Annotated in this window: 17 protein-coding genes; 7 read left to right on the plus strand and 10 right to left on the minus strand. The window is 64.3% G+C overall.

Annotated features, from left to right (window positions below; translation table 11 throughout):
* The first annotated feature begins 5 nt into the window (after positions 1 to 5).
* From murA to hisC, 4 genes are all read left to right on the plus strand, one after another.
* Entirely contained in the window at positions 6 to 1,271 is a 1,266-nt protein-coding gene (gene murA / locus IM733_RS24565; RefSeq protein ID WP_248918848.1) for a UDP-N-acetylglucosamine 1-carboxyvinyltransferase, read from the plus strand.
* A gap of 92 nt (positions 1,272 to 1,363) precedes the next feature.
* The gene (gene hisG / locus IM733_RS24570) at positions 1,364 to 1,999 is read left to right on the plus strand and encodes an ATP phosphoribosyltransferase (protein WP_011532429.1); all 636 of its coding nucleotides are present in this window, start codon (positions 1,364 to 1,366) and stop codon (positions 1,997 to 1,999) included.
* 127 nt (positions 2,000 to 2,126) lie between these two features.
* A complete protein-coding gene (gene hisD, locus IM733_RS24575) occupies positions 2,127 to 3,449 on the plus strand; it encodes a histidinol dehydrogenase (RefSeq protein WP_248918849.1) in 1,323 nt (440 codons plus the stop codon).
* Positions 3,450 to 3,451: 2 nt separating this feature from the next.
* The gene (gene hisC, locus IM733_RS24580; RefSeq protein WP_248918850.1) at positions 3,452 to 4,498 is read left to right on the plus strand and encodes a histidinol-phosphate transaminase; all 1,047 of its coding nucleotides are present in this window, start codon (positions 3,452 to 3,454) and stop codon (positions 4,496 to 4,498) included.
* A 573-nt stretch (positions 4,499 to 5,071) separates the two neighbouring features.
* On the opposite strand, the gene IM733_RS24585 is transcribed toward hisC, so the two are convergent.
* The 9 genes from IM733_RS24585 to IM733_RS24625 all read right to left on the minus strand — a co-directional run bounded on the left by IM733_RS24585 (position 5,072) and on the right by IM733_RS24625 (position 18,667).
* Positions 5,072 to 8,104 (minus strand): multidrug efflux RND transporter permease subunit, encoded by a 3,033-nt coding sequence (locus tag IM733_RS24585; RefSeq protein WP_248918851.1) that lies wholly within the window; start codon positions 8,102 to 8,104, stop codon positions 5,072 to 5,074.
* Positions 8,105 to 8,115: 11 nt separating this feature from the next.
* The gene (locus IM733_RS24590) at positions 8,116 to 9,249 is read right to left on the minus strand and encodes an efflux RND transporter periplasmic adaptor subunit (protein WP_248918852.1); all 1,134 of its coding nucleotides are present in this window, start codon (positions 9,247 to 9,249) and stop codon (positions 8,116 to 8,118) included.
* 167 nt (positions 9,250 to 9,416) lie between these two features.
* On the minus strand, positions 9,417 to 10,514 hold the full coding sequence (locus tag IM733_RS24595) for a DUF1513 domain-containing protein (protein WP_248918853.1): 1,098 nt from the start codon (positions 10,512 to 10,514) through the stop codon (positions 9,417 to 9,419).
* 2 nt (positions 10,515 to 10,516) lie between these two features.
* Positions 10,517 to 11,581: an imelysin family protein gene (locus IM733_RS24600; protein WP_248918854.1), complete on the minus strand. Its 1,065-nt coding sequence runs from the start codon at positions 11,579 to 11,581 to the stop codon at positions 10,517 to 10,519.
* 18 nt (positions 11,582 to 11,599) lie between these two features.
* On the minus strand, positions 11,600 to 13,027 hold the full coding sequence (locus IM733_RS24605) for a di-heme oxidoredictase family protein (protein WP_248918855.1): 1,428 nt from the start codon (positions 13,025 to 13,027) through the stop codon (positions 11,600 to 11,602).
* Between the two features lie 279 nt (positions 13,028 to 13,306).
* Complete coding sequence (locus IM733_RS24610; RefSeq protein WP_248918856.1) at positions 13,307 to 14,644, minus strand: imelysin family protein; 1,338 nt, start codon at positions 14,642 to 14,644, stop codon at positions 13,307 to 13,309.
* Positions 14,645 to 14,792: 148 nt separating this feature from the next.
* Positions 14,793 to 16,844, minus strand: a complete 2,052-nt coding sequence (locus IM733_RS24615; RefSeq protein ID WP_248918857.1) for a putative bifunctional diguanylate cyclase/phosphodiesterase — start codon at positions 16,842 to 16,844, stop codon at positions 14,793 to 14,795.
* A 375-nt stretch (positions 16,845 to 17,219) separates the two neighbouring features.
* Entirely contained in the window at positions 17,220 to 17,816 is a 597-nt protein-coding gene (locus tag IM733_RS24620) for a superoxide dismutase (RefSeq protein WP_248918858.1), read from the minus strand.
* Positions 17,817 to 18,067: 251 nt separating this feature from the next.
* Complete coding sequence (locus IM733_RS24625; RefSeq protein WP_248918859.1) at positions 18,068 to 18,667, minus strand: LysE/ArgO family amino acid transporter; 600 nt, start codon at positions 18,665 to 18,667, stop codon at positions 18,068 to 18,070.
* A 119-nt stretch (positions 18,668 to 18,786) separates the two neighbouring features.
* On the opposite strand from IM733_RS24625, the gene IM733_RS24630 reads away from it, so the two are divergent.
* From IM733_RS24630 to IM733_RS24640, 3 genes are all read left to right on the plus strand, one after another.
* A complete protein-coding gene (locus IM733_RS24630; RefSeq protein ID WP_248921233.1) occupies positions 18,787 to 19,683 on the plus strand; it encodes a LysR family transcriptional regulator ArgP in 897 nt (298 codons plus the stop codon).
* A 49-nt stretch (positions 19,684 to 19,732) separates the two neighbouring features.
* Complete coding sequence (locus IM733_RS24635; protein WP_248918860.1) at positions 19,733 to 20,728, plus strand: NAD-dependent epimerase/dehydratase family protein; 996 nt, start codon at positions 19,733 to 19,735, stop codon at positions 20,726 to 20,728.
* Between the two features lie 87 nt (positions 20,729 to 20,815).
* Entirely contained in the window at positions 20,816 to 21,640 is an 825-nt protein-coding gene (locus tag IM733_RS24640) for an ATPase (protein ID WP_248918861.1), read from the plus strand.
* A 64-nt stretch (positions 21,641 to 21,704) separates the two neighbouring features.
* On the opposite strand, the gene IM733_RS24645 is transcribed toward IM733_RS24640, so the two are convergent.
* Entirely contained in the window at positions 21,705 to 22,754 is a 1,050-nt protein-coding gene (locus tag IM733_RS24645; protein WP_248918862.1) for an alkene reductase, read from the minus strand.
* Positions 22,755 to 22,784 lie beyond the last annotated feature (30 nt).

The following is a 22,784-nucleotide window of genomic DNA, read 5'->3' on the forward strand; positions in this document are numbered from 1 at the left end:
GACGTATGGACAAACTGATTATCACTGGCGGCCCGCGCCTCGACGGCGAAATCCGCATTTCCGGCGCGAAGAACGCCGCATTGCCAATCCTGGCGGCGACCCTGCTGGCCGACGGTCCGGTCACCGTGGGCAACCTGCCACACCTGCATGACATCACCACCATGATCGAGCTGTTCGGTCGCATGGGCATCGAGCCTGTGATCGATGAGAAGCTCGCGGTGGAGATTGACCCGCGCACCATCAAGACCCTGGTGGCCCCGTACGAGCTGGTCAAGACCATGCGCGCCTCGATCCTGGTGCTAGGCCCGATGGTCGCCCGTTTCGGTGAGGCCGAAGTGGCCCTGCCAGGCGGTTGCGCCATTGGCTCGCGCCCAGTCGACCTGCACATCCGTGGCCTGGAAGCCATGGGTGCGAAGATCGAGGTCGAAGGTGGCTACATCAAGGCCAAGGCCCCGGAAGGCGGCCTGCGTGGCGCGCACTTCTTCTTCGATACCGTGAGCGTGACCGGTACCGAGAACATCATGATGGCTGCCGCGCTGGCCAAGGGGCGCAGCGTGCTGCAGAACGCCGCGCGCGAGCCGGAAGTGGTCGACCTGGCCAACTTCATCAATGCCATGGGCGGCAAGGTTCAGGGCGCCGGTACCGACACCATCACCATCGATGGCGTCGAGCGCCTGGCTTCGGCAACCTATCGCGTCATGCCCGACCGTATCGAGACCGGCACCTACCTGGTTGCCGCTGCCGTGACCGGTGGCCGCGTCAAGGTCAAGGATACCGATCCGACCATTCTCGAAGCCGTTCTGGAGAAGCTCAAGGAAGCGGGTGCCGACATCAACACCGGCGAAGACTGGATCGAGCTGGACATGCATGGCAAGCGGCCCAAGGCTGTCAACCTGCGTACCGCGCCGTACCCGGCGTTCCCCACCGACATGCAGGCGCAGTTCATCTCGCTCAACGCCATCGCCGAAGGCACTGGCGCGGTGATCGAGACCATCTTCGAAAACCGTTTCATGCACGTGTACGAGATGCACCGCATGGGCGCACAGATCCAGGTCGAGGGCAACACCGCCATCGTCACTGGCGTCAAGGCGCTCAAGGGCGCTCCAGTGATGGCCACCGACCTGCGCGCTTCCGCCAGCCTGGTGCTGTCGGCCCTGGTCGCTGAAGGTGACACGCTCATCGATCGCATCTACCACATCGACCGTGGTTACGAGTGCATCGAGGAAAAACTGCAGATGCTCGGCGCCAAGATCCGCCGCGTACCGGGCTAGTCTGTGACCGGCGCAGGGACGCGCCAGCCGAATCGTATGCGGTCGGGCCCATGGCCCGGCCGGCTATAGCTGCTTGAGGACCGACGTTTCCCATGTTGACCATCGCGCTATCCAAAGGCCGCATTCTCGACGACACCCTGCCGTTGCTGGCCGAAGCCGGCATCGTCCCCACCGAGAACCCGGACAAGAGCCGCAAGCTGATCATCCCCACCACGCAGGATGACGTACGCCTGCTCATCGTGCGTGCCACCGACGTACCAACTTACGTCGAGCATGGCGCCGCCGACCTCGGTGTGGCCGGCAAGGACGTGCTGATGGAATACGGCGGCCAGGGCCTTTACGAACCGCTGGACCTGCAGATCGCCCAGTGCAAGCTGATGACCGCTGGCGTGACGGGCGCGCCCGAGCCCAAGGGCCGCCTGCGCGTGGCCACCAAGTTCGTCAACGTAGCCAAGCGCTACTACGCCGAGCAGGGCCGCCAGGTCGATATCATCAAGCTGTACGGCTCGATGGAGCTGGCACCATTGATCAACCTCGCCGACAAGATCATCGATGTGGTCGACACCGGCAACACCCTGCGTGCCAACGGCCTCGAGCCGCAAGAACTGATCGCCACGATCAGCTCGCGCCTGGTGGTCAACAAGGCCTCCATGAAGATGCAGCACGCTCGTATCCAGAGCCTGATCGACACCCTGCGCAACGCCGTCGAATCACGACACCGCGGCTGACCTCTGCGCGCGACCTCCGCTGTCGCGCCCGTCTATCCGCGTCATAGCCAATTTTCTCAGGTGCCCGCGCGGATGGACTGGTAGCTTAGGGTGCCTGAGCATTCGCTAATAAATCGAGGCCCTCGCCATGACCGTGTCCACTGCAATTGCCCGTCTCAACGCCGCTGACCAGGATTTCGCCCGACATCTGGATCATCTGCTGAGCTGGGAAAGCGTGTCCGATGACGCGGTCAACCAGCGCGTGCTCGACATCATCAAGGCCGTGCGCGAGCGCGGTGACGCAGCGCTGGTGGAGTTCACCCAGCGTTTCGACGGTGTCGAAGCGACATCCATCGATGACCTGATCCTTGACCGTGCTCGCCTGGAGCTGGCCCTGACCCGCATCACACCGGTTCAGCGCGAAGCCCTGGAGAAGGCCGCCAACCGTGTGCGCATTTACCACGAGCGCCAGAAGCAGGACTCCTGGCAGTACACCGAGGCCGATGGCACCGTGCTGGGCCAGAAGGTCACGCCGCTGGACCGTGCCGGCCTGTACGTGCCGGGCGGCAAGGCGTCGTACCCATCGTCGGTGTTGATGAACGCCATTCCGGCGAAGGTTGCCGGTGTGTCCGAAGTGGTGATGGTGGTTCCGACGCCGCGTGGCGAGGTCAACGAGCTGGTGCTGGCCGCTGCCTGCATCGCCGGGGTTGATCGGGTCTTCACCGTCGGTGGCGCCCAGGCCGTCGCGGCCTTGGCCTATGGCACCGAGAGCGTGCCGCAGGTGGACAAGATCGTCGGCCCGGGCAATATCTATGTCGCCACCGCCAAGCGTCATGTGTTTGGCCAGGTCGGTATCGACATGATCGCCGGCCCGTCGGAGATTCTTGTCGTGTGCGATGGCCAGACCGATCCGGACTGGATCGCCATGGACCTGTTCTCCCAGGCCGAGCACGACGAGGATGCCCAGGCGATCCTGGTCAGCCCGGATGCCGCCTTCCTCGACCGTGTTGCCGCCAGCATCGAGAAACTGCTCCCAACCATGGAGCGTGCCGAGATCATCGAGAAGTCGATCAATGGCCGTGGCGCGCTGATCCAGGTGCGTGACATGCAGCAGGCGATCGAGGTGGCCAACCGCATCGCCCCCGAGCACCTGGAGCTGTCGGTGGCCGATCCGCAGGCCTGGCTGCCACAAATCCGCCATGCTGGCGCGATCTTCATGGGCCGCCACACCAGCGAGGCGCTGGGCGACTACTGCGCCGGCCCCAACCACGTGCTACCGACCTCCGGTACCGCACGGTTCTCTTCGCCGCTGGGTGTGTATGACTTCCAGAAGCGTTCGTCGATCATCTTCTGTTCCGAGCAAGGGGCATCCGAGCTGGGCCACACCGCGTCGGTGCTGGCCCGTGGCGAATCGCTGACTGCCCACGCGCGCAGCGCCGAATACCGCATCCTCAATGAGAAGGGGAACTGAGCATGAGTCGTTTCTGGAGTCCCTTCGTCAAGGACCTCGTCCCTTATGTACCCGGCGAGCAGCCCAAGCTGGCGCGGCTGGTCAAGCTCAATACCAACGAAAACCCTTATGGCCCGTCGCCCAGGGCGCTGCAGGCGATGCAGAGCGAGTTGAACGACAACCTGCGGCTGTATCCGGACCCGAATGGTGACCGGCTCAAGCAGGCGGTCGCCGAGTACTACGGGGTAACGCCGGCGCAGGTATTCGTCGGCAATGGCTCGGACGAGGTACTGGCGCACATCTTCCACGGCCTGTTCCAGCACGACCGTGGGCCGCTGTTGTTCCCGGACATCAGTTACAGTTTCTATCCGGTGTATTGCGGCCTGTACGGCATTGCTTTCGAGCAGGTGGCGCTGGATGAGCAGTTCCAGATCCAGGTCTCGGATTACAGTAAGCCCAATGCCGGGATCATTTTCCCCAACCCCAACGCGCCGACCGGGTGCCTGCTGCCACTTCAGGCGGTGGAGCAGCTGTTGCAGGCTAACCGTGATTCGGTGGTGGTGGTCGATGAGGCCTACATCGATTTCGGTGGCGAGACGGCCATCAGCCTGGTGGATCGTTATGACAACCTGCTGGTAACCCAGACCCTGTCCAAGTCACGCTCGCTCGCGGGGCTGCGGGTGGGGTTGGCGGTGGGGCATCCGGACCTGATCGAGGCGCTGGAGCGGATCAAGAACAGCTTCAACTCCTACCCGCTGGATCGCATGGCGATCGTGGGGGCGGCGGTGGCGTTCGAGGACCGTGAGTATTTCGACGAGACCTGCCGCAAGGTGATCGATAGCCGGGAGGTTTTGGTCGAGGCGTTAACCGCGCGCGGGTTCGAGGTGCTGCCTTCGGCGGCGAACTTCATCTTTGCCCGCCATCCTTCGCAGGATGCGGCGGGGATTGCGGCGCGGCTGCGGGAGCAGGGGGTGATTGTGCGGCACTTCAAGCAGGAACGAATTGCGCAGTTTCTGCGGATTACCATTGGGACGCCGGAGATGAACCAGGCCTTGCTTGATGCGCTTTAAGTTGTGCTTGGTTTGAGCGTTTGACTGAAGGGCGGGTTGGGGCGTATCTGGTTACGTTTCAACTCGCCCTTGTTGTTGTTGTTGTTGTTGTTGTTGTTGTTGTTGTTGTTGTTGGTTTTTCAAGCGGTGAGCATATCCATTTGCTGTAGGGACGTTGACTCACCTTTCCGCCCTTACGGCGGCCTACTTTGGTCTTGGCCAAAGTAGGCAAAGCCGCTCGCTCCATCATACGGCCCCTACGCTGCGCTCCGGGGTCCCTTCGCTCCGGCGCCTTCCGGGCCCGCGCGGCCTACGACTTGCTGCGCAAGTCTACATCTCGCGCCTTCGGCTAACGCCGAAGGGTGCTGCGCACCTGGCCCTCCAGACGCTTGCGCTCAGCCTCCTGAAGTCGCGAAGTTACGGGCGGCGCCTGGGCGGGCGCAGCTGTCGCTAGTTGACTGTTCTTGGCCTTGAGTGCGTATTCGCCGGCAAAGCCGGCTCCTACAGGACGGTGCACATTCCATTGTAGGAGCCGGCTTTGCCGGCGAACCAATGGTACATACACCCCATTCATTACAGAATGACATCTAGCTATCAAACCTCCCGCCCAGCTCGATGCGCCAATAACGTATAAATACAAGGCAACACAAACAACGTGAACAACGTCCCAACCGACATCCCCGTGGCAATCACGGTCCCGATATCGAACCGGCTCACCGCCCCCGCCCCAGTGGCCAGAATCAACGGCACCATGCCGAACACCATGGCCGCCGTGGTCATCAGCACCGGCCGCAAACGTATCGCCGCCGCTTCTTCGATCGCCTCACGAACGCCAAGCCCCTTTTCTTCACGCAGTTGGTTGGCAAACTCGACGATCAAGATCCCATGCTTGGTAATCAACCCGATCAACGTCACCAACCCCACCTGCGTGTAGATATTCATGCTGGAAACCCCAAGGAACAGCGGTACCAGCGCCCCGCAGATGGACAGCGGCACGGTCACCAGGATCACTAGCGGATCCCGGAAGCTTTCAAACTGCGCCGCCAGCACCAGGAAGATCATTGCCAACGCCAAACCGAACGTCACCCACAATGCACTGCCTTCCTGGACGAACTGCCGCGCCGTGCCCGCATAGTCCACCGCGAACCCCTCCGGCGCCTCTTCGCGGGCGATCGCGCGCACGGTTTCCAGCGCCTCGCCCATGCTGACCAGCGGCACCCCCTGGATGATCGCCGAGTTCAACTGCTGGAACTGGTTGAGCTGGCGAGGCCGAGCACGATCGCTGAGGGTGATAAGTGTCGACAGGGGCAATAGCTGACCCTGTTCGTTCTTCACGTAGTAGTTGTTCAGCCAACCCGGCGTGGCGCGATAGGCACGTTCAACCTGGGCGATCACTTTGTAGCTGCGGCCTTCCAGGGTGAAGCGGTTGATCTCCGCCTCGCCCAGCAAGGTGGCCAGAGTTCCGCCGAGGGTGTCCATCGACACGCCCATCTGCGCGGCCTTGGCGCGGTCGATATCGATCATCACCTCAGGTTTGTCGAACGCCAGGTCGATGTCGAGGAAGGCGAACTTGCCGGACGCTTGCGCACGCTCCTTGACCCGCTGGGCCACCTCCAGCAACGCCGTGTAGTCTCCGGCCGTGTTGATAACGAACTGGAAAGGCAAGCCTTCCCCGGTACCGGGCAAGGACGGTAGGTTGAAACCGAAGATCTGCAGGCCGCCGACCTCCTCGAGCTTGGCCTGGACCAACGGCAGCAGTTCCATCTGGGTACGATGCCGCTCGCTCCACGGCTTGAGCAGAAAGCCACCGATGCCGCTCTGCACGCCATTGAAACCGTTGATCTGGAACGACGAATAGTACTCGGGGAAGGTCTTGAACAGCGGTGTGAATTCGTCGGTGTAAGCGTTCAGGTAGTCCAGGTTCGCGGTTTGCGGCGAGTTGCTCATCATGAAGATCACGCCCTGGTCTTCATTGGGCGCCAGTTCGTTCTGGGTGAACTTGAGCAGCACCGGGATCAGGCACAGGATGATCACTGCGAACACCAGTACTACTGGCCGGCTGTTCAAAGTGCCGTGCAACAGGCGCTGGTAGCGCCCCTTCAGCTGTTCGAAGAGCACGTCCAGACGGTGGGCCAGGCCGCTGGGGCTCTGCTCGTGGCGCAGCAGCAGGGCGCACATCATCGGCGACAGCGTCAGGGCCACGACGCCCGAGATGATCACCGCGCCGGCCAACGTCAGCGCGAACTCCTTGAACAACGCGCCGGTCAGCCCGGTGAGAAAGCCGATGGGGGCGTAGACCGCAGCCAGGGTGATGGTCATCGACACCACCGGCAGGGCGATCTCACGGGCGCCTTCCAGCGCCGCTTCGCGGGGTGTCTTGCCCTCTTCGATATGGCGGTGGATGTTCTCCACCACGACGATGGCGTCGTCCACCACCAGGCCGATGGCCAACACCATGGCCAACAGGGTCAGCAGGTTCAGCGAATAACCCATCATCTGCATGAAGAACAGCACGCCGATCATCGACAGCGGGATGGTCACCACCGGGATCAGCACCGAGCGCAGCGCACCGAGGAACAGGAACACCACGACGATGACGATCAGCACCGCCTCGCCGAGGGTCTTGATCACTTCGTTGATGGAGGCCTGGATGAACAGGGTGGCGTCGTAGGCGATGGACACCTTGAGGCCCGCCGGCAACTGTTCTTCGAGTTGCGGCATGATCCGCCGCACTTCCTTGATCACCTGCAGCGGGTTGGCGGCGGGGGTGGCCTTGATACCGATGTACACCGACGGTGTGCCGTCGAACGAGCTGACCGTGTCGTAGTTTTCCGCGCCCATCTCGATGCGCGCCACGTCCCCCAGCAGTACCCGGCTGTCGCCTGTGGTCTTGACCGGCAGGGCGGCGAAAGCCTCGGCCGACTTGAGCTCGGTGGTGGCGTTGACGCTGGTGACCACGTACTGGCCTTTCACTTCGCCGGCAGCGGCGAGGAAGTTGTAGTGGCGCACGGCGTTGGTCACGTCCACCGCCGACAGGCCGAAACCAGCCAGTTTCACCGGGTCGATCCAGATGCGCATGGCGAACAGCTGGTTACCGAGGATCTGCGCCTCGGCCATGCCCGGTAGCGTCGCCAGCTTGGGCTGGATCACCCGTGACAGGTAGTCAGTGATCTGCGGGTTGCTCATTTCGTTGCTGTAGAAGCTGATGTACATCAGCGCCGAGGCGTCGGCCGCCTCCTTGCTCAGCACGGGATCCTCCGAGTCCTGGGGCAGCTTGTTGCGCACCTCGTTAGCCTTGGCCAGCAATTGGGTGAACAGGCGGTCGGTGTCGGCGCCGACGCGTGCGTAGACCGAGATCACCGAGAAGTTCTGCCGGCTCACCGAGGTCATGTAGTCGATACCATCGGCGCTGGCCAGGCTCTGCTGCAGCGGTTGGGTGATGTAGCCCTGGATGGTTTCGGCATTCGCCCCGGGGTAGGCGGTGGTCACTGTGATCAGGGCGTTCTCCATCTGCGGGTACTGGCGGATCTGCAGCTTGCTCCAGGCCTGCGCGCCCAGCAGCAGGATCAGCAGGCTGACCACGCAGGCCAGCACCGGGCGGCGGATGAACGGGTCAGTGAACGCCATGCCTGCCTCCTTCAGTGGGTGCCCGGCTTGAGCGCCTGCTCGCTGCTGATACGGATTGCCGCGCCGGGTGACAGCTTGAGCTGGCCGGCGGTGACCACCTGGTCGCCGGCCTGCAGCCCTTTGCTGACCACCACCCAGCCGTCGCGGCGTTCCCCGGTCTGCACGGTGCGCTGTTCAGCGATCAGCTGGGGCTGGCCCTCGCTGTCGTCCTGCGGCTTGCCATCCTCGCCTTGCTTGCGGCTGACCAGGTACACCGAATTGCCGTACAGGGTGTAGGTGATGGCGTTTTCCGGTACCACCACTTGCGGTTGTGGATCGGGTAGCAGCAACTGGAGGCTGGCGAACATGCCGGGCAGCAGCTTGCCGTCGGGGTTGGCGAGAGTGGCGCGAACCAACAGGTTGCGTGTGCTTTCCTCTACTTTCGGGTTGATCGCGCTGAGGCTGGCCGGGAAGGTCTGGCCGGGGTAGGCGGCAACCTGCACGAGCGCTTGCTGGCCGAGGCTCAGGTGGGGCAGGGCTTGCTCGGGCACGTTGAAGTCGACGTACAGGCTCGACAGGTCCTGAAGGGTGGCGATCACCGTGCCGCTGGCCAGGTAGGCGCCGACGTCCACCTGACGGATGCCGATGGTGCCGCTGAACGGGGCGCTGATGCTCTTCTTCGCCAGCGACGCCTTGAGTTGGTCGACCACCGCCTGGTTGCGCCGGTACTGGGTGGTCAGGCGGTCGAACTCGCCCCGGGAAATCGCCGAGTCGCCAACCAGCTGGCTGCCACGGCCGAAATCGACCTTGGCCAGGCTCAGGTCGGCCTGGGCGGTGCCCAGCAGGGCGGTCTCCTGTTCGCTGTCCAGTTGCAGTAGCAGTTGCCCGGCCTTCACCTGCTGGCCGGACTCAAAGTGCAGGGACTTTACCGTACCGGCCACTTCGAGGCTCAGTTCCACACCCTGGTAGGCCTTCAAGCTGCCGACGGCCGGCAGGCGCTCCTGCCATTGGCGCAGCTCGGCCTGGGCCGCGGCGACGCTGATGGGTGGCTTGGGGGCCGAGAACATTTGAACCTGCTTGTAGATGGAAAAGGCCTTGAAGCCCCCCAGGATCAGCACGATCAGCAGGACGACGGCCAACATGATCAGCATGCGGCGGCGCAGCATAGGTCCGGTTCCCTGGATGCGAGGTGGTTGTTCGTCGCGCACGACCACGGGCGATCCAGCCCACGTGCGATGGGGGAAAGTATTGTCGGTTTTTGCGAAAAGGGGAGGTTCGCCGGCAAGCCGGCTCCTACAGCTGCGGTAGGAGCCGGCTTGCCGGCGAACAGGGGTCAGGCCAGGTGCAGGTGGTTATCCCAGAACCCGGACGGCAGGTTCATCGGTTGCCCGGTCAGTTCCTGCTTGCGGCAATCGTAGAAGCGGCAACGCCCCTGCCCGGAGGTAACGACGAAGCCGTCCTTCACTGCCCCGACCCCCGCGCAATCGGGCATCGGTGCATCGAGCTTCACCGCGCCGCTGTCGAGGTCCCAGATGAACAGCCGGTTGGCCCGCGGCGCGGTCAGCGCCACCAGGCGCAGGTCACTGTGGATGGCGACGCTGGCGGTGTACTGGGCCATCGACTGCAACTGCCGCTCGGGCACAGGGAAGGCCTTGAACGGCTCGCCCGGGCGCTTGATCGCCAGCAGCTCGGCGGTTTCGTCGGAGGCGCCCATGAACTGCTGGCAGGCGGCGATGGTGCCGTCCGTGCCCACCGCCAGGTGGCGCACGCTGTTCATCTGCTGGGCCAGCGTTTCCTTGCTCAGCAGGGTGCCGTCGCGCTGCATCAACACCAGGCTCGGTTCCATGGCGTCGAGGTTCATCTCCACCCGGCTTTCGGCCTCGGTGCGGATGCCGCCGTTGGCCACCACCAGGGTTTCGCCGTCGGGCAGCCAGGCCAGTTCGTGGGGGCCGATGCCATGGGTCGGGAGCTCGCCGCTGTGCACCAGGCGCTCGCCTTCGAAGCGGTAGACACCGAGCACGCCACGACCTGGGTCAGTGGTGTCGTTCTCGGTGGTGTACAACCATTCGCCACTTTTGTGGATTACCGCGTGGCCGTAGAAGTGGCGGTTCGGTTGCGAGGTGATGGTCTGCAGCAGGCGGCCGTCGCGCAAGTCGACCAGGTAGCTTTCGGTACCAGGTCGGCGGGCGACGAACAGGGCGATGGGCTGTTCGGGGTGATTGATGATCGCGTGGCAACGCTGGGCCACCTGGGTGCTGAACACTTCGGTGCCGTCCAGGCGAAAGCCGACGGCATAGTGCCTGCCGTCGCCATCGTCGCGCGCCGAGAGCAGCAGGGGTTCGCTGCCTTTGTTGCGAAACAGGCTCCAGCCGCCCAGAGTGAGGGCGCTGAGCACTACGCTACCGAGTTTCAGGGCCTGGCGTCGCAGCATGATCAGTCACCGTCGTTGGCGTTGAAGCCCAGTTGAATGTTCAGCGCCTTGGCCAGGTCGCCTTCGTGCAGGCGGTGGACGGCGTTGAGATTGTCGTAGATCTGGTTGAGGGTCTGTTGGCCGGCGTCGTCGGCCAGCAGCTCGCCCAAGGTCTTCGGGTTGTCGGCAAGCGACTTGAGCGCTGTTGCGTAGGCGCCGTCGATCTTCTGCACCAGCGGCGCCTGGTCTTTGCCCAGCAGGCCGCGCAGGCCCTGGTTGTCGACCCCGACCCAGACGGTCTGGGCGGCCTTGAGCGAGGCTTCCAGGCTCTTGAGCGAGGAGTGGCTGCGCCAGGCTTCGGCCTGCAGCGGCTGTGGGATGCCCTTGCTCTGGCGGCCCATCGGTGCGCCAAGTTTCTTCTTCAGGGTGTCCAGGGCGGTGACCTGGGCGCGCAGCAGATCGGCGATCGCCTCGTGGGAGTCGGCGTAGCGCTGGTTGGGGAACTTGGTCATCTGCGACAGCATGCCGTCGGTGCTGTTCCAGCTCTTGAGGATCTCCTCGGCCAGGACCTTCTGGTGTTCGCCGATGGCGACCAGCAGCGGGCAGTAGCGTGCCTTCTGCTCTGCGCTGGCGACATCAGGCTTGCTGTCGAAGAGGATGTACTCGTAGGCCGACAGGCCGCGCACCACGACGCTGGCCTTGCCCAGCGATTCTGTATCGACCGGCTTGTCACCGTTGACCAGTTGCTCGACCTGGCGACCGACCAGGTTCTTCTTGTCCGGCCAGAACTGCACCTGCCAGGCGCGGTTGCCTTCGGCCAGCGGGCCGACCAGCAGCGGTTGCAGCTCGGCCCAGGCCTTCTGCGCGTTGAGGAAGTCGGCGCGGGCGGCCTCCAGCGAGCTTTTGCCCTCGCAATAAGCCAGGGCGCTGGCGGCCAGGGCGCGGTCGGCCTCGACCCAGCGGCTGTAGGTCGGCAGGATCACCTGCTTGGCGATGGCGGCCGAGGTCACGGCCTGCGGGTCCTGGGGCGAGCAGGCACCCAGGGCGAGTGCGGCGAGGCTGGTGAACAACAGTTTGGGACGGAACATGCCCGGCTCCTTGCGCGTTTAAAGTGAGTTCAGGAAGGCCAGCAGCGCGGCGCGCTGCTCGGCGTTGAAGGTCAATACCTGGTCGCGTGCCGCCTGGGCTTCGCCGCCATGCCAGAGCACGGCTTCGAGCAGGTTGCGGGCACGGCCGTCATGCAGGAACTGGGTGTGGCCGCTGACCGTCTCGGTCAGGCCGATACCCCACAGCGGTGGGGTGCGCCAGTCCTGGCCGTTGGCGGCGAATTCGGTGCGCTCGTCGGCCAGGCCTGGGCCCATGTCGTGCAGCAGCAGGTCGCTGTAGGGGCGGATTACCTGGTTGGCCAGTTCCGGCTCATGGGCATCTGCGGCGGTGGTGAATTGCGGGGTGTGGCAGCCCTGGCAACCCGCCTGGAAGAACAGGTTCTTGCCGGCCAGCACCTGGGGCGCGTCGACAGCGCGCCTGGCCGGCACACCCAGGTTGCGGGTGTAGAAGGTGACCAGGCGCAGGATGTTGTCGCTGACTTCCTTTTCGCCATCGGCACCATCGCCGTTGGGCGCGGCCAGGCAGTCGATCTGCGCCGGGGTGCAATCGTCGCTCGGTTTGAGCGTGCTGGTCAGGCCCATGTCGCCGGCGAACGCGTGCACGTTCTGCTGATTGACGTTGGGCTGCCCGGCCTTCCAACCGAAACGACCGACCACCGTCTTGCCCAGGGCGTCGTCCCAGACGCGGTTGGCGCGGCCACGGATGCCGTCGCGGTTACGGTCGTCGGGGTCTTCGTTGGCCAGGATGTCGGCCTCGGGAATGGCTTCGAGCAGGCCCAGGCCTATCATCGGTGGCGCCACCCGGGCCGAGAACCGGGTATCGGGGTGCATCGGGCCATAGCCGAGCTGGGTGATCTGCAGCGTGGGGCGGCGCAGTTCGACTTGATGACCGTCCTCGAAAGCCACGGTGTGGTTTTCATAGCTCACGCGCACCTTGCCCTCCGGCGCGACGCCGGGGATGGCCATGTCCTGTAGCTGGGTACCATAGACTGGCTCGGGGACCACGCCCAGGCGCTCGATCTCGCGGGCGAGGTACGGTTGGTCGGGGATCGACAGGCGCACCAGCATCGACACCGCATTGCTGTCACCAGGCTCGGGCGGATGGCCGCGGCCGTCGCGCACGTGGCAGTTCTGGCAGGCGTTGGTGTTGAACAACGGGCCGAGGCCGTCGCGGGCGGTGGTGGTGGAGGGGGCGATCACCCACGGGCTGCGGAAGAAGCTGTTGCCCACGGCGAAGTCCAGGCGCCGCTCGGGCGACAGGTTGGCCGAGGGCAGTGAGAAGGCGTTGCGGTCGTTGCGCTTTACCGTCGCCTTGCCGCCGGAGAGGGCTTCACCGGGCTCGGCCTGGGTGAAACGCGGGGCGTCGTCACAGGCGGCGAGGGTGAGGGCCAGTAGCAGGGGGCTTAGGCGGAGCAAGGACATCGACAATCCTGGGCATGGGCGAAAAACCGGCGTGCAAGCTTATCAGGCCGGTCGTTATTGAATAAGAGCAATTTGCAATTACTCGGATGAAAAGAATGTGAAATGCATACTGCGGATGCGAGACCTCTGTGGGAGCGGCTTCAGCCGCGATGCGGGCAGCGCGGTGCCAGGCACCCGCTTCGCGGGTGATCGCGGCTGAAGCCGCTCCTACAGAGGGCATGTCAGGTCAATGGGCAAATAAAAAAGGCGGCCCGAAGGCCGCCTCTTGTGAACCATGAACGCCGATCAGAACTCGTGATCAGCGGTGTCTGGGTTCAGGTTGTCGATCCCCAGCTTGCCGGCGGCCTGCTCAATCGCGCCGGTCTGCTTGACCAGCGAGGCGATGGCATCGCGCACGATCTGGTTGCCGGCGGTATTGTCGGCGGCGATCAGCTGGTCGTAGTGCTCGCCCTTGAGCGCGTGGTCGACCATCACCTGGATCTTCGCCTCGGTGGCTTCCAGGTCGGCCTTGAGCGTGGCGTCGGTGGCTGGGTCGACCTTGGCCACCAGCGACGACAGGCTCGGGCCGGTCAGCTTGCTGCCGTCGACACGGGTGTACTCGCCCAGGTAGACGTTGCGGATGCCCTTGGCGTCGTAGAAGTGCGAGTAGTGGGTGTTGTCGCTGAAACAGTCCTGCTCGTCTTCCGGCGAGTTGGCTTCCAGCGAGACTTTCATGCGCTCGCCCGCCAGCTCGCCCAGCGACAGGCTGCCCATGCCGAACAGCATCTTGCGCAGGCCATCGTTGACCGGGCCGTTCTCGAGGGTGGCGCGGTAGTTGTCGGCGACGTTCGGCGCCCAGTTGCCGACCATTTCCTCGAGGTCCTTGACCAGCAGCTGGGTGACTGCTTTCAGGTAGGCACGGCGACGGTCGTTGTGCCCGCCGGTGGCGCCCTTGCCTTCCAGGTAGTCGGAGGCCGGGCGGTTGCCCGCGCCTGGGCCGGTGCCGTTGAGGTCCTGGCCCCAGAGCAGGAACTCGATGGCGTGGTAGCCGGTGGCGACGTTGGCCTCGGAACCGCCCAGCTCGTTCAGGCTGGCCAGCTTCTCGGGGGTGATGTCCTTGACGTCGACCTTGTCCTCGCCGACCTGGATCTGGGTGTTGGCGATGATGTTGGCGCTGGCCGCCGGGTTGCCCAGGGCGTGCTCGTAGCTCTTGTCGACGTAGTCGATCAGGCCTTCGTCCAGGGGCCAGGCGTTCACCTGGCCTTCCCAGTCGTCGATGATGGTGTTGCCGAAGCGGAACGCCTCGCTTTGCAGGTAAGGGACGCGGGAAGCGGCCCAGGCCTCCTTGGCGGCCTTCAGGGTCTGGTCGTTGGGGGTGGCCAGGAAGGCGTCGACGGCGGTCTGCAGCTGCTTGGCGGTGCTCAGCGCGTCGCTGTACACGGCGTGGACCATTTCGGCGTAATGCTTGACCACGGCCTTGCCAGCGGCTTCATCGACAGCCCCTGGGGCCGCGGCGGTGGTGCTGGCGGCGGCAGGTGCCTGGGCTTGCGGAGCGGCGGCCTTGTCGTCCTTGCCTTCGCCGCAACCGGCGAGGGCGATGGCGATGGCCAGCAGACTGGCGGAGGCCAGAGGCATTCGAATCATTGTTGGTTTCCTGCGTCGTGTGGTTGGACCGTGCGCCGAGGCACGCGAAACCGTCACATCATGCGAAAGATTTGCATTTGCTGTAAAGGGGCGGGCGTGCATTTCATGCAAACGCCCGTTTGCGGGGCAGGGCCAATATCGACGGGGGTTACAGCACCGAGACCTGGTTACGCTGGGCCTGCTTGAGGAAGGCGGTCAGCTCGCGCGCCGACAACGGTTTGCTGTAATGGTAGCCCTGACCTTCGTGGCAGCCCTGGGCGATGATATAGCTCTCTTGTTCCGCCGTTTCCACGCCCTCGGCGATGACTTGCATGCCCAGGCTCTTGCCCAGCTGGATGATGGCGCGAACGATCGTAGCGTCGTCATCGTCGTCGAGCAGGTCCTGCACGAAACTCTTGTCGATCTTGATCTTGTCCAGCGGCAGCGACTTCAGGTAACTCAGCGAAGAGTAACCGGTGCCAAAGTCGTCGATGGCGATCAAGGCGCCCGAGCGGCGCAGGCTGAGCAGGTGCTGGGCGGCGGTGCTGATGTCTTCCATCAGGCCGGTCTCGGTGACCTCCAGCTCCAGGCTGCGCGGCGGCAGGCGGTAGGCCTGCAACAGGTTGTTGACCACCCGTGGCAGCTCGTTGTGGTGCAACTGCACGGTGGACAGGTTGACCGCCATGCGCAGCTCGCCGAAGCCCAGGTCGTGCCACTCGCGCAGTTGGCGGCAAGCCTGGTCGAGCACCCACTCGCCGATGCTGATGATGTTGCCGTTCTGCTCGGCCAGTGGGATGAACTGGTCAGGCGGTACCATGCCCAGCTCCGGGTGCTGCCAGCGCAGCAGCGCCTCTACCCCGACCACACGGTGGTCGCGGTAGCTGATCTGCGGTTGATAGACGAGGTACAGCTGGTTACGCGGCAGGGCTTCGCGCAGGTCCTTTTCCAGCTCGCGGCGGCGGCGCATCTCGCTGTCGACGCTGGCGATATAGAACTGGTAGCGGTTGCGCGAGCGGGCCTTGGCCAGGGTCATGGTCTGCTCGGCCTTCTGCAGCAGCTTCTCGGTGCTGTCGCCATCCTCGGGGAACAGGGTGATGCCGATGGTGGCGCGCAGGCGGATCTGCTGGTGGTCGAGGTCGAAGGGCGCTTCGAGGTCGTCGAGGATGCTCTGGGCCAGCTCGGCGGCTTCGTAGGGTTGTTCGATATTGGCCTGTACCAGGGCGAACTGGTCACCACCCAGGCGGGCCAGGGCGCCGAGGCGGCCGCTGTGGGCGCGCAGGCGGTCGGCCAGGGCCAGCAGCAATTGGTCACCCACCTGGTAGCTGAACTGCTCGTTGATGCCCTTGAAGTCGTCCAGCCCCACGCAGAGCACCGCGACCCGGCGTTGCAGGCGGCCACCGTCGACGAGGATCTTGTCCAGTTGCTGCTGCAGTTGCTGGCGATTGGGCAGGCCGGTGAGGAAATCGTACTGGGCCATGCGCTGCAGGCTGTTCTCGGCTTCATGGCGCAGGTGGGTATTGCGTTCGATCGAGGCCAGCAGCTGGTTGGCGGTGTTGACCCAGAGGCCCAGCTCGTTGCGTTCGTGGCCCTTGAGCTGCGGGATCTGGTGCTGGCTGGGGCGGTCGGGGTTTATCTGTGTCAGGTGGTCGATGATCTTCGACAGCGGCTTGGTCAGCAGCCAGTGGTACACCAGGTACAGCACCAGGCCCATGGCCAGCGCCCTGAGCACGCCGGAGGTGAAAATGATCACGGCGTTGATCAGGAAATCTTCGCCGTAGGAGGAGGTGTCGAGGGTGATGCTCAGGTCGCCGTAGTACTCGCTGTAGGGGCCGCGGCCGACCAACTGGGTGGTGTAGGTGCGTTCCTGGCCGAGGATGAGGTCGGTCAGCCAGCGCATGGACATGTCCTGCAGCGGCCTGGATTTTTCCGCCAGCATGGTTTCGTTGGGGTGGCCGATGGCGGCCATGCGTACCGACTCGTCCTGGAACAGGCCTTCCATCACCTGCATGCCCATTTCCCGGTCGAGGCTGTACACCGCTTGCGTCGACGGATCGCGGAACATGTCGAGGATGCGCTGTGCATCGTTGTTCACGGCCTGGCGTGTCTTGTAGGCGTCATAGACGATTTGCGCGCAGCTGAGAACGACCCCGACCGCCAACGCCGAGAGCAGCACCACCCTGAGCAACTTGACCGATAAGCTGTTCCGAAATTCCAGCTTCAATGGGGTTTCCTTAATCCATGCGCACGCCATTATTTTGCCATTAGTCATGGCAACAGACTATCGACCGATTACCAATTGCAGGTGCGCCCCGGAAGATGGAGCTGCCCTTGGCTCTGTATCGGTTGAGAAGGCATGCGACTTGAGTGCGCTGCATCAACTTTCCAGACGTTTGATGTTAGCGCGCTCTGCGTCTTGAGCAAGAGCGTCAGGGCAGGGCACAGCGATTTCTGTCGTGCCCACTGCAGGGGCCAGCCTTCCTGGCGATGCAAGGCGCAGCCTTGCCCGTGGGCCTGTTCGCCAACAAGGCTGGCTCCTTCCGGGGCGCAATAAAAAACCCGGCACGGGGCCGGGTCTTTTTGTTCAAGGCTGATTCAATCAGGCCTTGAAGGTCTTGCCTTCGAACTGCTCGGCAACGAACTTCCAGTTGACCAGGTTCCAGAACGCCTCGACGTACTTCGGACGCAGGTTGCGGTAGTCGATGTAGTAGGCGTGCTCCCAGACGTCGCAGGTCAGCAGCGGGGTGTCGCCGCTGGTCAGCGGGCAGCCGGCGCCGATGGTGCTGGCCAGGGCCAGGGAGCCGTCGGCTTTCTTCACCAGCCAGCCCCAGCCGGAACCGAAGGTGCCGACCGACGTCTTGGTGAACTCTTCCTTGAACTTGTCGAAGGAACCGAAGGCGGCGGTGATGGCGTCAGCCAGGGCGCCGGTCGGTTGGCCACCGGCGTTAGGTGCCAGGCAGTTCCAGTAGAAGGTGTGGTTCCAGACTTGAGCGGCGTTGTTGAAGATGCCGCCCGAAGAGCTCTTGACGATCTCTTCCAGGCTCTTGCCTTCGAATTCGGTGCCTGGGACCAGGTTGTTCAGGTTCACGACATAGGTGTTGTGGTGCTTGTCGTGGTGATACTCCAGGGTTTCCTTGGAGATGTGCGGCTGCAGGGCATCGTGGGCGTACGGCAGCGGCGGCAATTCAAAAGCCATGGTGGATCTCCTGATTCAGGTCTGTTTGCGGTTTGCGCAAGGCCGATCACGGGCGGCCCGATGAGCGTCGGCGAGTTTGTACTCTTTGCGACGCAAGGGCTGGATCATAGCACCGGCCCCGATGCATAACCACGCAACATCTATAGGGAATAGAGGTTCCAGAGCGGTTGGCCGGTGCCGACCAGCGGCCGGCACGGATAATCGTAGGAACCGGCTTGCCGGCGAAAGGGCCGCAAGGCAGCCCCGTGTCATCAGTTGAAGATCAACTGCGCCGCCACCGCGAACATCATCACCGCCACCATCAGGTCGAGCATCCGCCAGGTGGCCGGGCGTGCCAGCCAGGGCGCCAGCCATGCCGCGCCGATCGCCAGGGTCGAGAACCACACCAGCGAGGCGCTGGCGGCTCCCGCCACATAGGCGCCGGGCACAGCCTGCTGGGCGCCGAGCGAGCCGATCAGCAACACAGTGTCCAGATACACATGGGGGTTGAGCAGGGTCACTGCCAGGGCGCTGAGCAGCACCGCCCGGCGCGAACGCATGCCCTGGCCTTCCTGGTGTTGAAGGCTTTGTTTAGAAAAGGCGCTGCGCAATGCCTTGGCGCCGTACCAGATCAGGAACACCGCGCCGCCCCAGCGGGCGATGGCCAGCAAGGTCGGGTTGTGCGCCAGCACCGTGGCCAGGCCGAACACGCCGAGGGCTACCAGGATGGCGTCGCAGACGATGCACAGCGCCGCCACCGGCAGGTGATGTTCGCGGCGCAGGCTCTGCGCCAGGACGAAGGCGTTTTGCGCGCCGATGGCCATGATCAGCCCGAAAGCCACCAGCATGCCGTTCACATAGCTTTGCCACATAGCGGGAACACTCCACTGGCGCCGACGAAGCGCCGGCGCTGATTTACCTACAAAGATGTGGCCATTGTGGCGGGTGCGGATGTATAAGAAAAACCAATAAAGCTCATCCGTCATTAGGAATATCGATGTTCGATTACAAGCTGCTCGCCGCCCTGGCCGCGGTGATCGAGCAAGGCGGCTTCGAGCGCGCCGCCCAAGTGCTTGGGTTGTCGCAGTCGGCCATCTCGCAGCGCATCAAACTGCTTGAGGCGCGGGTCGGCCAGCCGGTGCTGGTGCGCGCGACGCCGCCGAGCCCAACCGAAGTCGGCCGCCAGTTGCTCAACCATGTGCAGCAGGTGCGCCTGCTTGAGCGCGACCTGCAGCGCCAGGTGCCGGCGCTGGACGAGGAGGGGATGCCCGAGCGTCTGCGCATCGCCCTCAATGCCGACAGCCTGGCGACCTGGTGGGCGGGCGCGGTGGGGGCTTTCTGCGCCGAGCAGCAGGTGCTGCTCGACCTGGTGGTCGAGGACCAGGATGTCGGTCTCAAGCGCATGCGCGCGGGCGAAGTAGCGGCCTGCCTGTGCGGCAGCGAGCGCCCGGTGGCCGGTGCGCGCAGCCTGCCGTTGGGGGCTATGCGCTATCGTGCCTTGGCCAGCCCGGCGTTCATGGCGCGCTACTTCCCCAAAGGTTTCGATGCCGGGCGCCTGGCCCGCACGCCGGCGATCGTGTTCGGCCCGGATGATTTCCTGCAGCATCGCTACCTGGCTTCGCTGGGTATCCAGGACGGTTTCCTGCACCACCTGTGCCCATCGTCCGAAGGCTTCCTGCGCATGACCGAGGCAGGTCTTGGCTGGGGCCTGGTGCCCGAACGCCAGGTGGCCGAGCAATTGGCGCGGGGGGCGCTGGTGGAAATTTGCAGCGATACCCCCATCGATGTGCCGCTGTACTGGCATCATTGGCGCAATGGCGGGCAACTGCTCGCCCAACTGACCGAACACCTGCGCCAGTCGGCGCGGAATTGGCTGGTGCCCTTGTAGGCACAGCTGGCGTCAACTGCATCTGAAATCTGGCAAGGCGGAGTCTTACATGCGAATTCTGGTCACCGGCGCGAGCGGCTTCATCGGCGGGCGCTTTGCGCGTTTCGCCCTGGAGCAGGGCCTGGAGGTACGGGTCAACGGTCGGCGGGCGGAGGGCGTGGAGCACCTGGTCAAGCGCGGGGCGCAGTTCATTCCCGGCGACCTGGGCGACGCCGAGCTGGCCCGGCGCCTGTGCCAGGGTGTCGACGCCGTGGTGCATTGCGCCGGGGCCGTAGGCAACTGGGGGCGCTACCAGGATTTCCACCAGGGCAACGTGGTGCTTACCGAGAACGTGGTCGAAGGCTGTATCAAGGAGCATGTGCGCCGGCTGGTGCACCTGTCGTCGCCGTCGATCTACTTCAATGGCCGTTCACGCCTGGATATCCGTGAGGACCAGGTGCCGCGACGTTTCCACGACCATTACGCATTGACCAAGCACCTCGCCGAACAGAAGGTGTTCGGTGCCCAGGAGTTCGGCCTCGAAGTGCTGGCGCTGCGCCCGCGATTCGTCACCGGGGCCGGGGACGCGAGCATTTTCCCACGGCTGATGCACATGCAGCGCAAGGGGCGGGTGGCGATCATCGGCAATGGCCTGAACAAGGTCGACTTCACCAGCGTGCACAACCTTAACGAAGCGCTGCTCAGCGCACTGTTCGCCGGGGACGAAGCCCTTGGCCAGGCCTACAACATCAGCAACGGCCAGCCGTTGCCGCTGTGGGACGTGGTGAACTACGTGATGCGCCAGATGCAGCTGCCCCAGGTCACCCGCTATCGTTCCTACGGCATGGCCTACAGTTTGGCCGCGCTCAACGAGGCGGCTTGCCTGCTCTGGCCCGGGCGTCCGCAGCCGACCCTGACGCGCACCGCGATGCAGGTGATGAGCACGGATTTCACCCTCGACATCAGCCGCGCCCGCCAGTACCTGGACTACCGGCCGAAAACCACCGTCTGGGCCGCGCTGGATGAATTTTGCACCTGGTGGAAGGCGCAACCGGGCAATCAGTGAACCTGGCGCCGGGATGATGGTCATCAGTGCGCCGCCCAGGCGGTTTATACTCATGCCTCTTTGCTACTACCGCGGTTGAATGCACCCATGCGTAATGACGCCCACGACGATTTCGACGATGTGCCCGCCCTGCGCGCCGGCACCCCTGATGACGATGAACTGCTGCCCGCTCATGTGGCGCGCAGCCGCCAGAAGGCCGCGCAACCGCGCAGCAATGGCCCTTTGTGGGCATTGCTGGGGGCTTCGTTCATTGCCCTGGCAGGGCTGGGCTGGTGGAGCTTCCAGCAGATCTCGCTGATGGAGCAGCAACTGGTGGCCACCCAGGAAAGCTTCGCCCGCATCAGCGAGGAAGCGGCGGGGCGCTTGCAGGCGATCAGCGGCAAGGTCGATGCCAGCGAATCGAACAGCACCACCGGCAGCGAGGCGCTGAAACTGCAGATCCGCCAGTTGCAGGCCAGCCTGGCCGAGCAGGGCAAGCAGCAGCAAGGCGTCGCCGGGCAAGCCGGTGACCTGGGCAAGCGCCTGGAGCAGGTGCTGGCCGATACCCGTGAGCAGCAGAAGGCGGTGACCGAACTGCAAGGCCAGTTGCAGGCGCAGTTGAAAGCGGTCAATGCCGAACTGGCGACGCTCAAGTCGGGCCAGGTCGACGGTGGCAAGCTGGATGATCAGCTCAAGAACTTGAACAGTGAAGTAGCGGCGCTGAGGAAACAGGGCAACCCGAGCGCCGCCATCGCCAGCCTGGAGCAGGATGTGCTGGTGCTCAAGAGCCAGGTCGACAACCGTCCGGCGCAGGCGTCCGGTGGCGCCTCGGTGCAGGAGTTCGATGCGTTTCGCGGGCAGATGACCCGTAACATCAACACGCTACAGAGCCAGATCCAGAACCTGCAGCAGCAGATCAATGCCCGGCCCTGACCGGTTGTTCGCCGGCAAGCCGGCTCCTACGCAGGAGCCGGCTTGCCGGCGAACAGGGTCTCACTCACATCCGCGGATAATCGATATACCCCACCGGCCCCTTGCCATAGAAGGTTTCCGGATGCGGCGCGTTGAGCGCAGCATCGGCGGCCAGGCGCGCCGGCAGGTCGGGGTTGGCGATGAACGGGATACCGAAGGCCACGGCATCGGCCTTGCCGGCGGCAAGGGCGGCGTTGGCGCTGGCCTTGTCGAAGCGCTCGTTGACGATGTACGGGCCACCGAAGGCCTGCTTGATCAGCGAGCCGATGCTGTCGTCAGCCTCTTTCTCCCGCGAGCAGATGAAGGCGATGCCGCGCTTGCCCAGTTCACGGGCCACATAGGTAAACGTTTCGGCGCGGTCCGCGTCGCCCATGTCATGGGCATCGGCGCGCGGTGCCAAATGCACGCCGACACGGCCTGGGCCCCATACTTCGATCACCGCGTCGGTCACCTCTAGCAACAGCCGGGCACGGTTCTCCAGCGAGCCGCCGTAGCGGTCGCTGCGCTGGTTGGTGCTGCTTTGCAGGAACTGGTCGAGCAGGTAGCCGTTGGCGCCATGGATCTCGACACCGTCGAAGCCCGCCGCCTTGGCGTTCTCGGCGCCGCTGCGGTAGGCCTCGACGATATCGGCGATTTCCTCGGTCTCCAGGGCGCGCGGGGTCGGGTAGTCGCTGAGCGGTCGCACCAGGCTCACATGGCCTTTTGGCTGGATCGCGCTGGGCGCCACCGGCAGCTCGCCGTTCAGGTAGGACGGGTGGGAAATCCGCCCGACATGCCACAGCTGCAGGAAGATGCGCCCGCCGGCCGCGTGGACGGCCTTGGTGACGTTGTGCCAGCCGTGCACCTGCTCGTCGTTCCAGATGCCAGGCGTGTCGGGGTAGCCGACGCCCATGGCGGTGACCGAGGTCGCCTCGCTGAGGATCAGCCCGGCGCTGGCGCGTTGCACGTAGTACTCGGCCATCAGCGCGTTGGGCACGCGGCCCTCGTCGGCGCGGCAGCGGGTCAGCGGGGCCATGATGATGCGGTTGGGCAGGTCGAGGTCGCCCAGGGTGATCGGGTCGAAGAGCGTAGTCATGTGCAAAGCCTCGCTTGAATCAGTGGGATA

It is taken from the genome of Pseudomonas entomophila, from assembly GCF_023277925.1.
Taxonomy (GTDB): Bacteria; Pseudomonadota; Gammaproteobacteria; order Pseudomonadales; family Pseudomonadaceae; genus Aquipseudomonas; species Aquipseudomonas entomophila_D.

What these genes read in the sequence shown, in the direction of transcription:
- hisD (WP_248918849.1), top strand. Translation starts at nt 2,127, where the DNA reads ATGACCGTGTCCACTGCAATTGCCCGTCTCAACGCCGCTGACCAGGAT.
- IM733_RS24590 (WP_248918852.1), bottom strand. Translation starts at nt 9,249, where the DNA reads ATGCTGCGCCGCCGCATGCTGATCATGTTGGCCGTCGTCCTGCTGATC.
- IM733_RS24645 (WP_248918862.1), bottom strand. Translation starts at nt 22,754, where the DNA reads ATGACTACGCTCTTCGACCCGATCACCCTGGGCGACCTCGACCTGCCC.
- IM733_RS24585 (WP_248918851.1), bottom strand. Translation starts at nt 8,104, where the DNA reads ATGGCGTTCACTGACCCGTTCATCCGCCGCCCGGTGCTGGCCTGCGTG.
- IM733_RS24625 (WP_248918859.1), bottom strand. Translation starts at nt 18,667, where the DNA reads ATGTGGCAAAGCTATGTGAACGGCATGCTGGTGGCTTTCGGGCTGATC.
- hisC (WP_248918850.1), top strand. Translation starts at nt 3,452, where the DNA reads ATGAGTCGTTTCTGGAGTCCCTTCGTCAAGGACCTCGTCCCTTATGTA.
- IM733_RS24635 (WP_248918860.1), top strand. Translation starts at nt 19,733, where the DNA reads ATGCGAATTCTGGTCACCGGCGCGAGCGGCTTCATCGGCGGGCGCTTT.
- hisG (WP_011532429.1), top strand. Translation starts at nt 1,364, where the DNA reads ATGTTGACCATCGCGCTATCCAAAGGCCGCATTCTCGACGACACCCTG.
- murA (WP_248918848.1), top strand. Translation starts at nt 6, where the DNA reads ATGGACAAACTGATTATCACTGGCGGCCCGCGCCTCGACGGCGAAATC.
- IM733_RS24595 (WP_248918853.1), bottom strand. Translation starts at nt 10,514, where the DNA reads ATGCTGCGACGCCAGGCCCTGAAACTCGGTAGCGTAGTGCTCAGCGCC.
- IM733_RS24640 (WP_248918861.1), top strand. Translation starts at nt 20,816, where the DNA reads ATGCGTAATGACGCCCACGACGATTTCGACGATGTGCCCGCCCTGCGC.
- IM733_RS24620 (WP_248918858.1), bottom strand. Translation starts at nt 17,816, where the DNA reads ATGGCTTTTGAATTGCCGCCGCTGCCGTACGCCCACGATGCCCTGCAG.
- IM733_RS24600 (WP_248918854.1), bottom strand. Translation starts at nt 11,581, where the DNA reads ATGTTCCGTCCCAAACTGTTGTTCACCAGCCTCGCCGCACTCGCCCTG.
- IM733_RS24610 (WP_248918856.1), bottom strand. Translation starts at nt 14,644, where the DNA reads ATGATTCGAATGCCTCTGGCCTCCGCCAGTCTGCTGGCCATCGCCATC.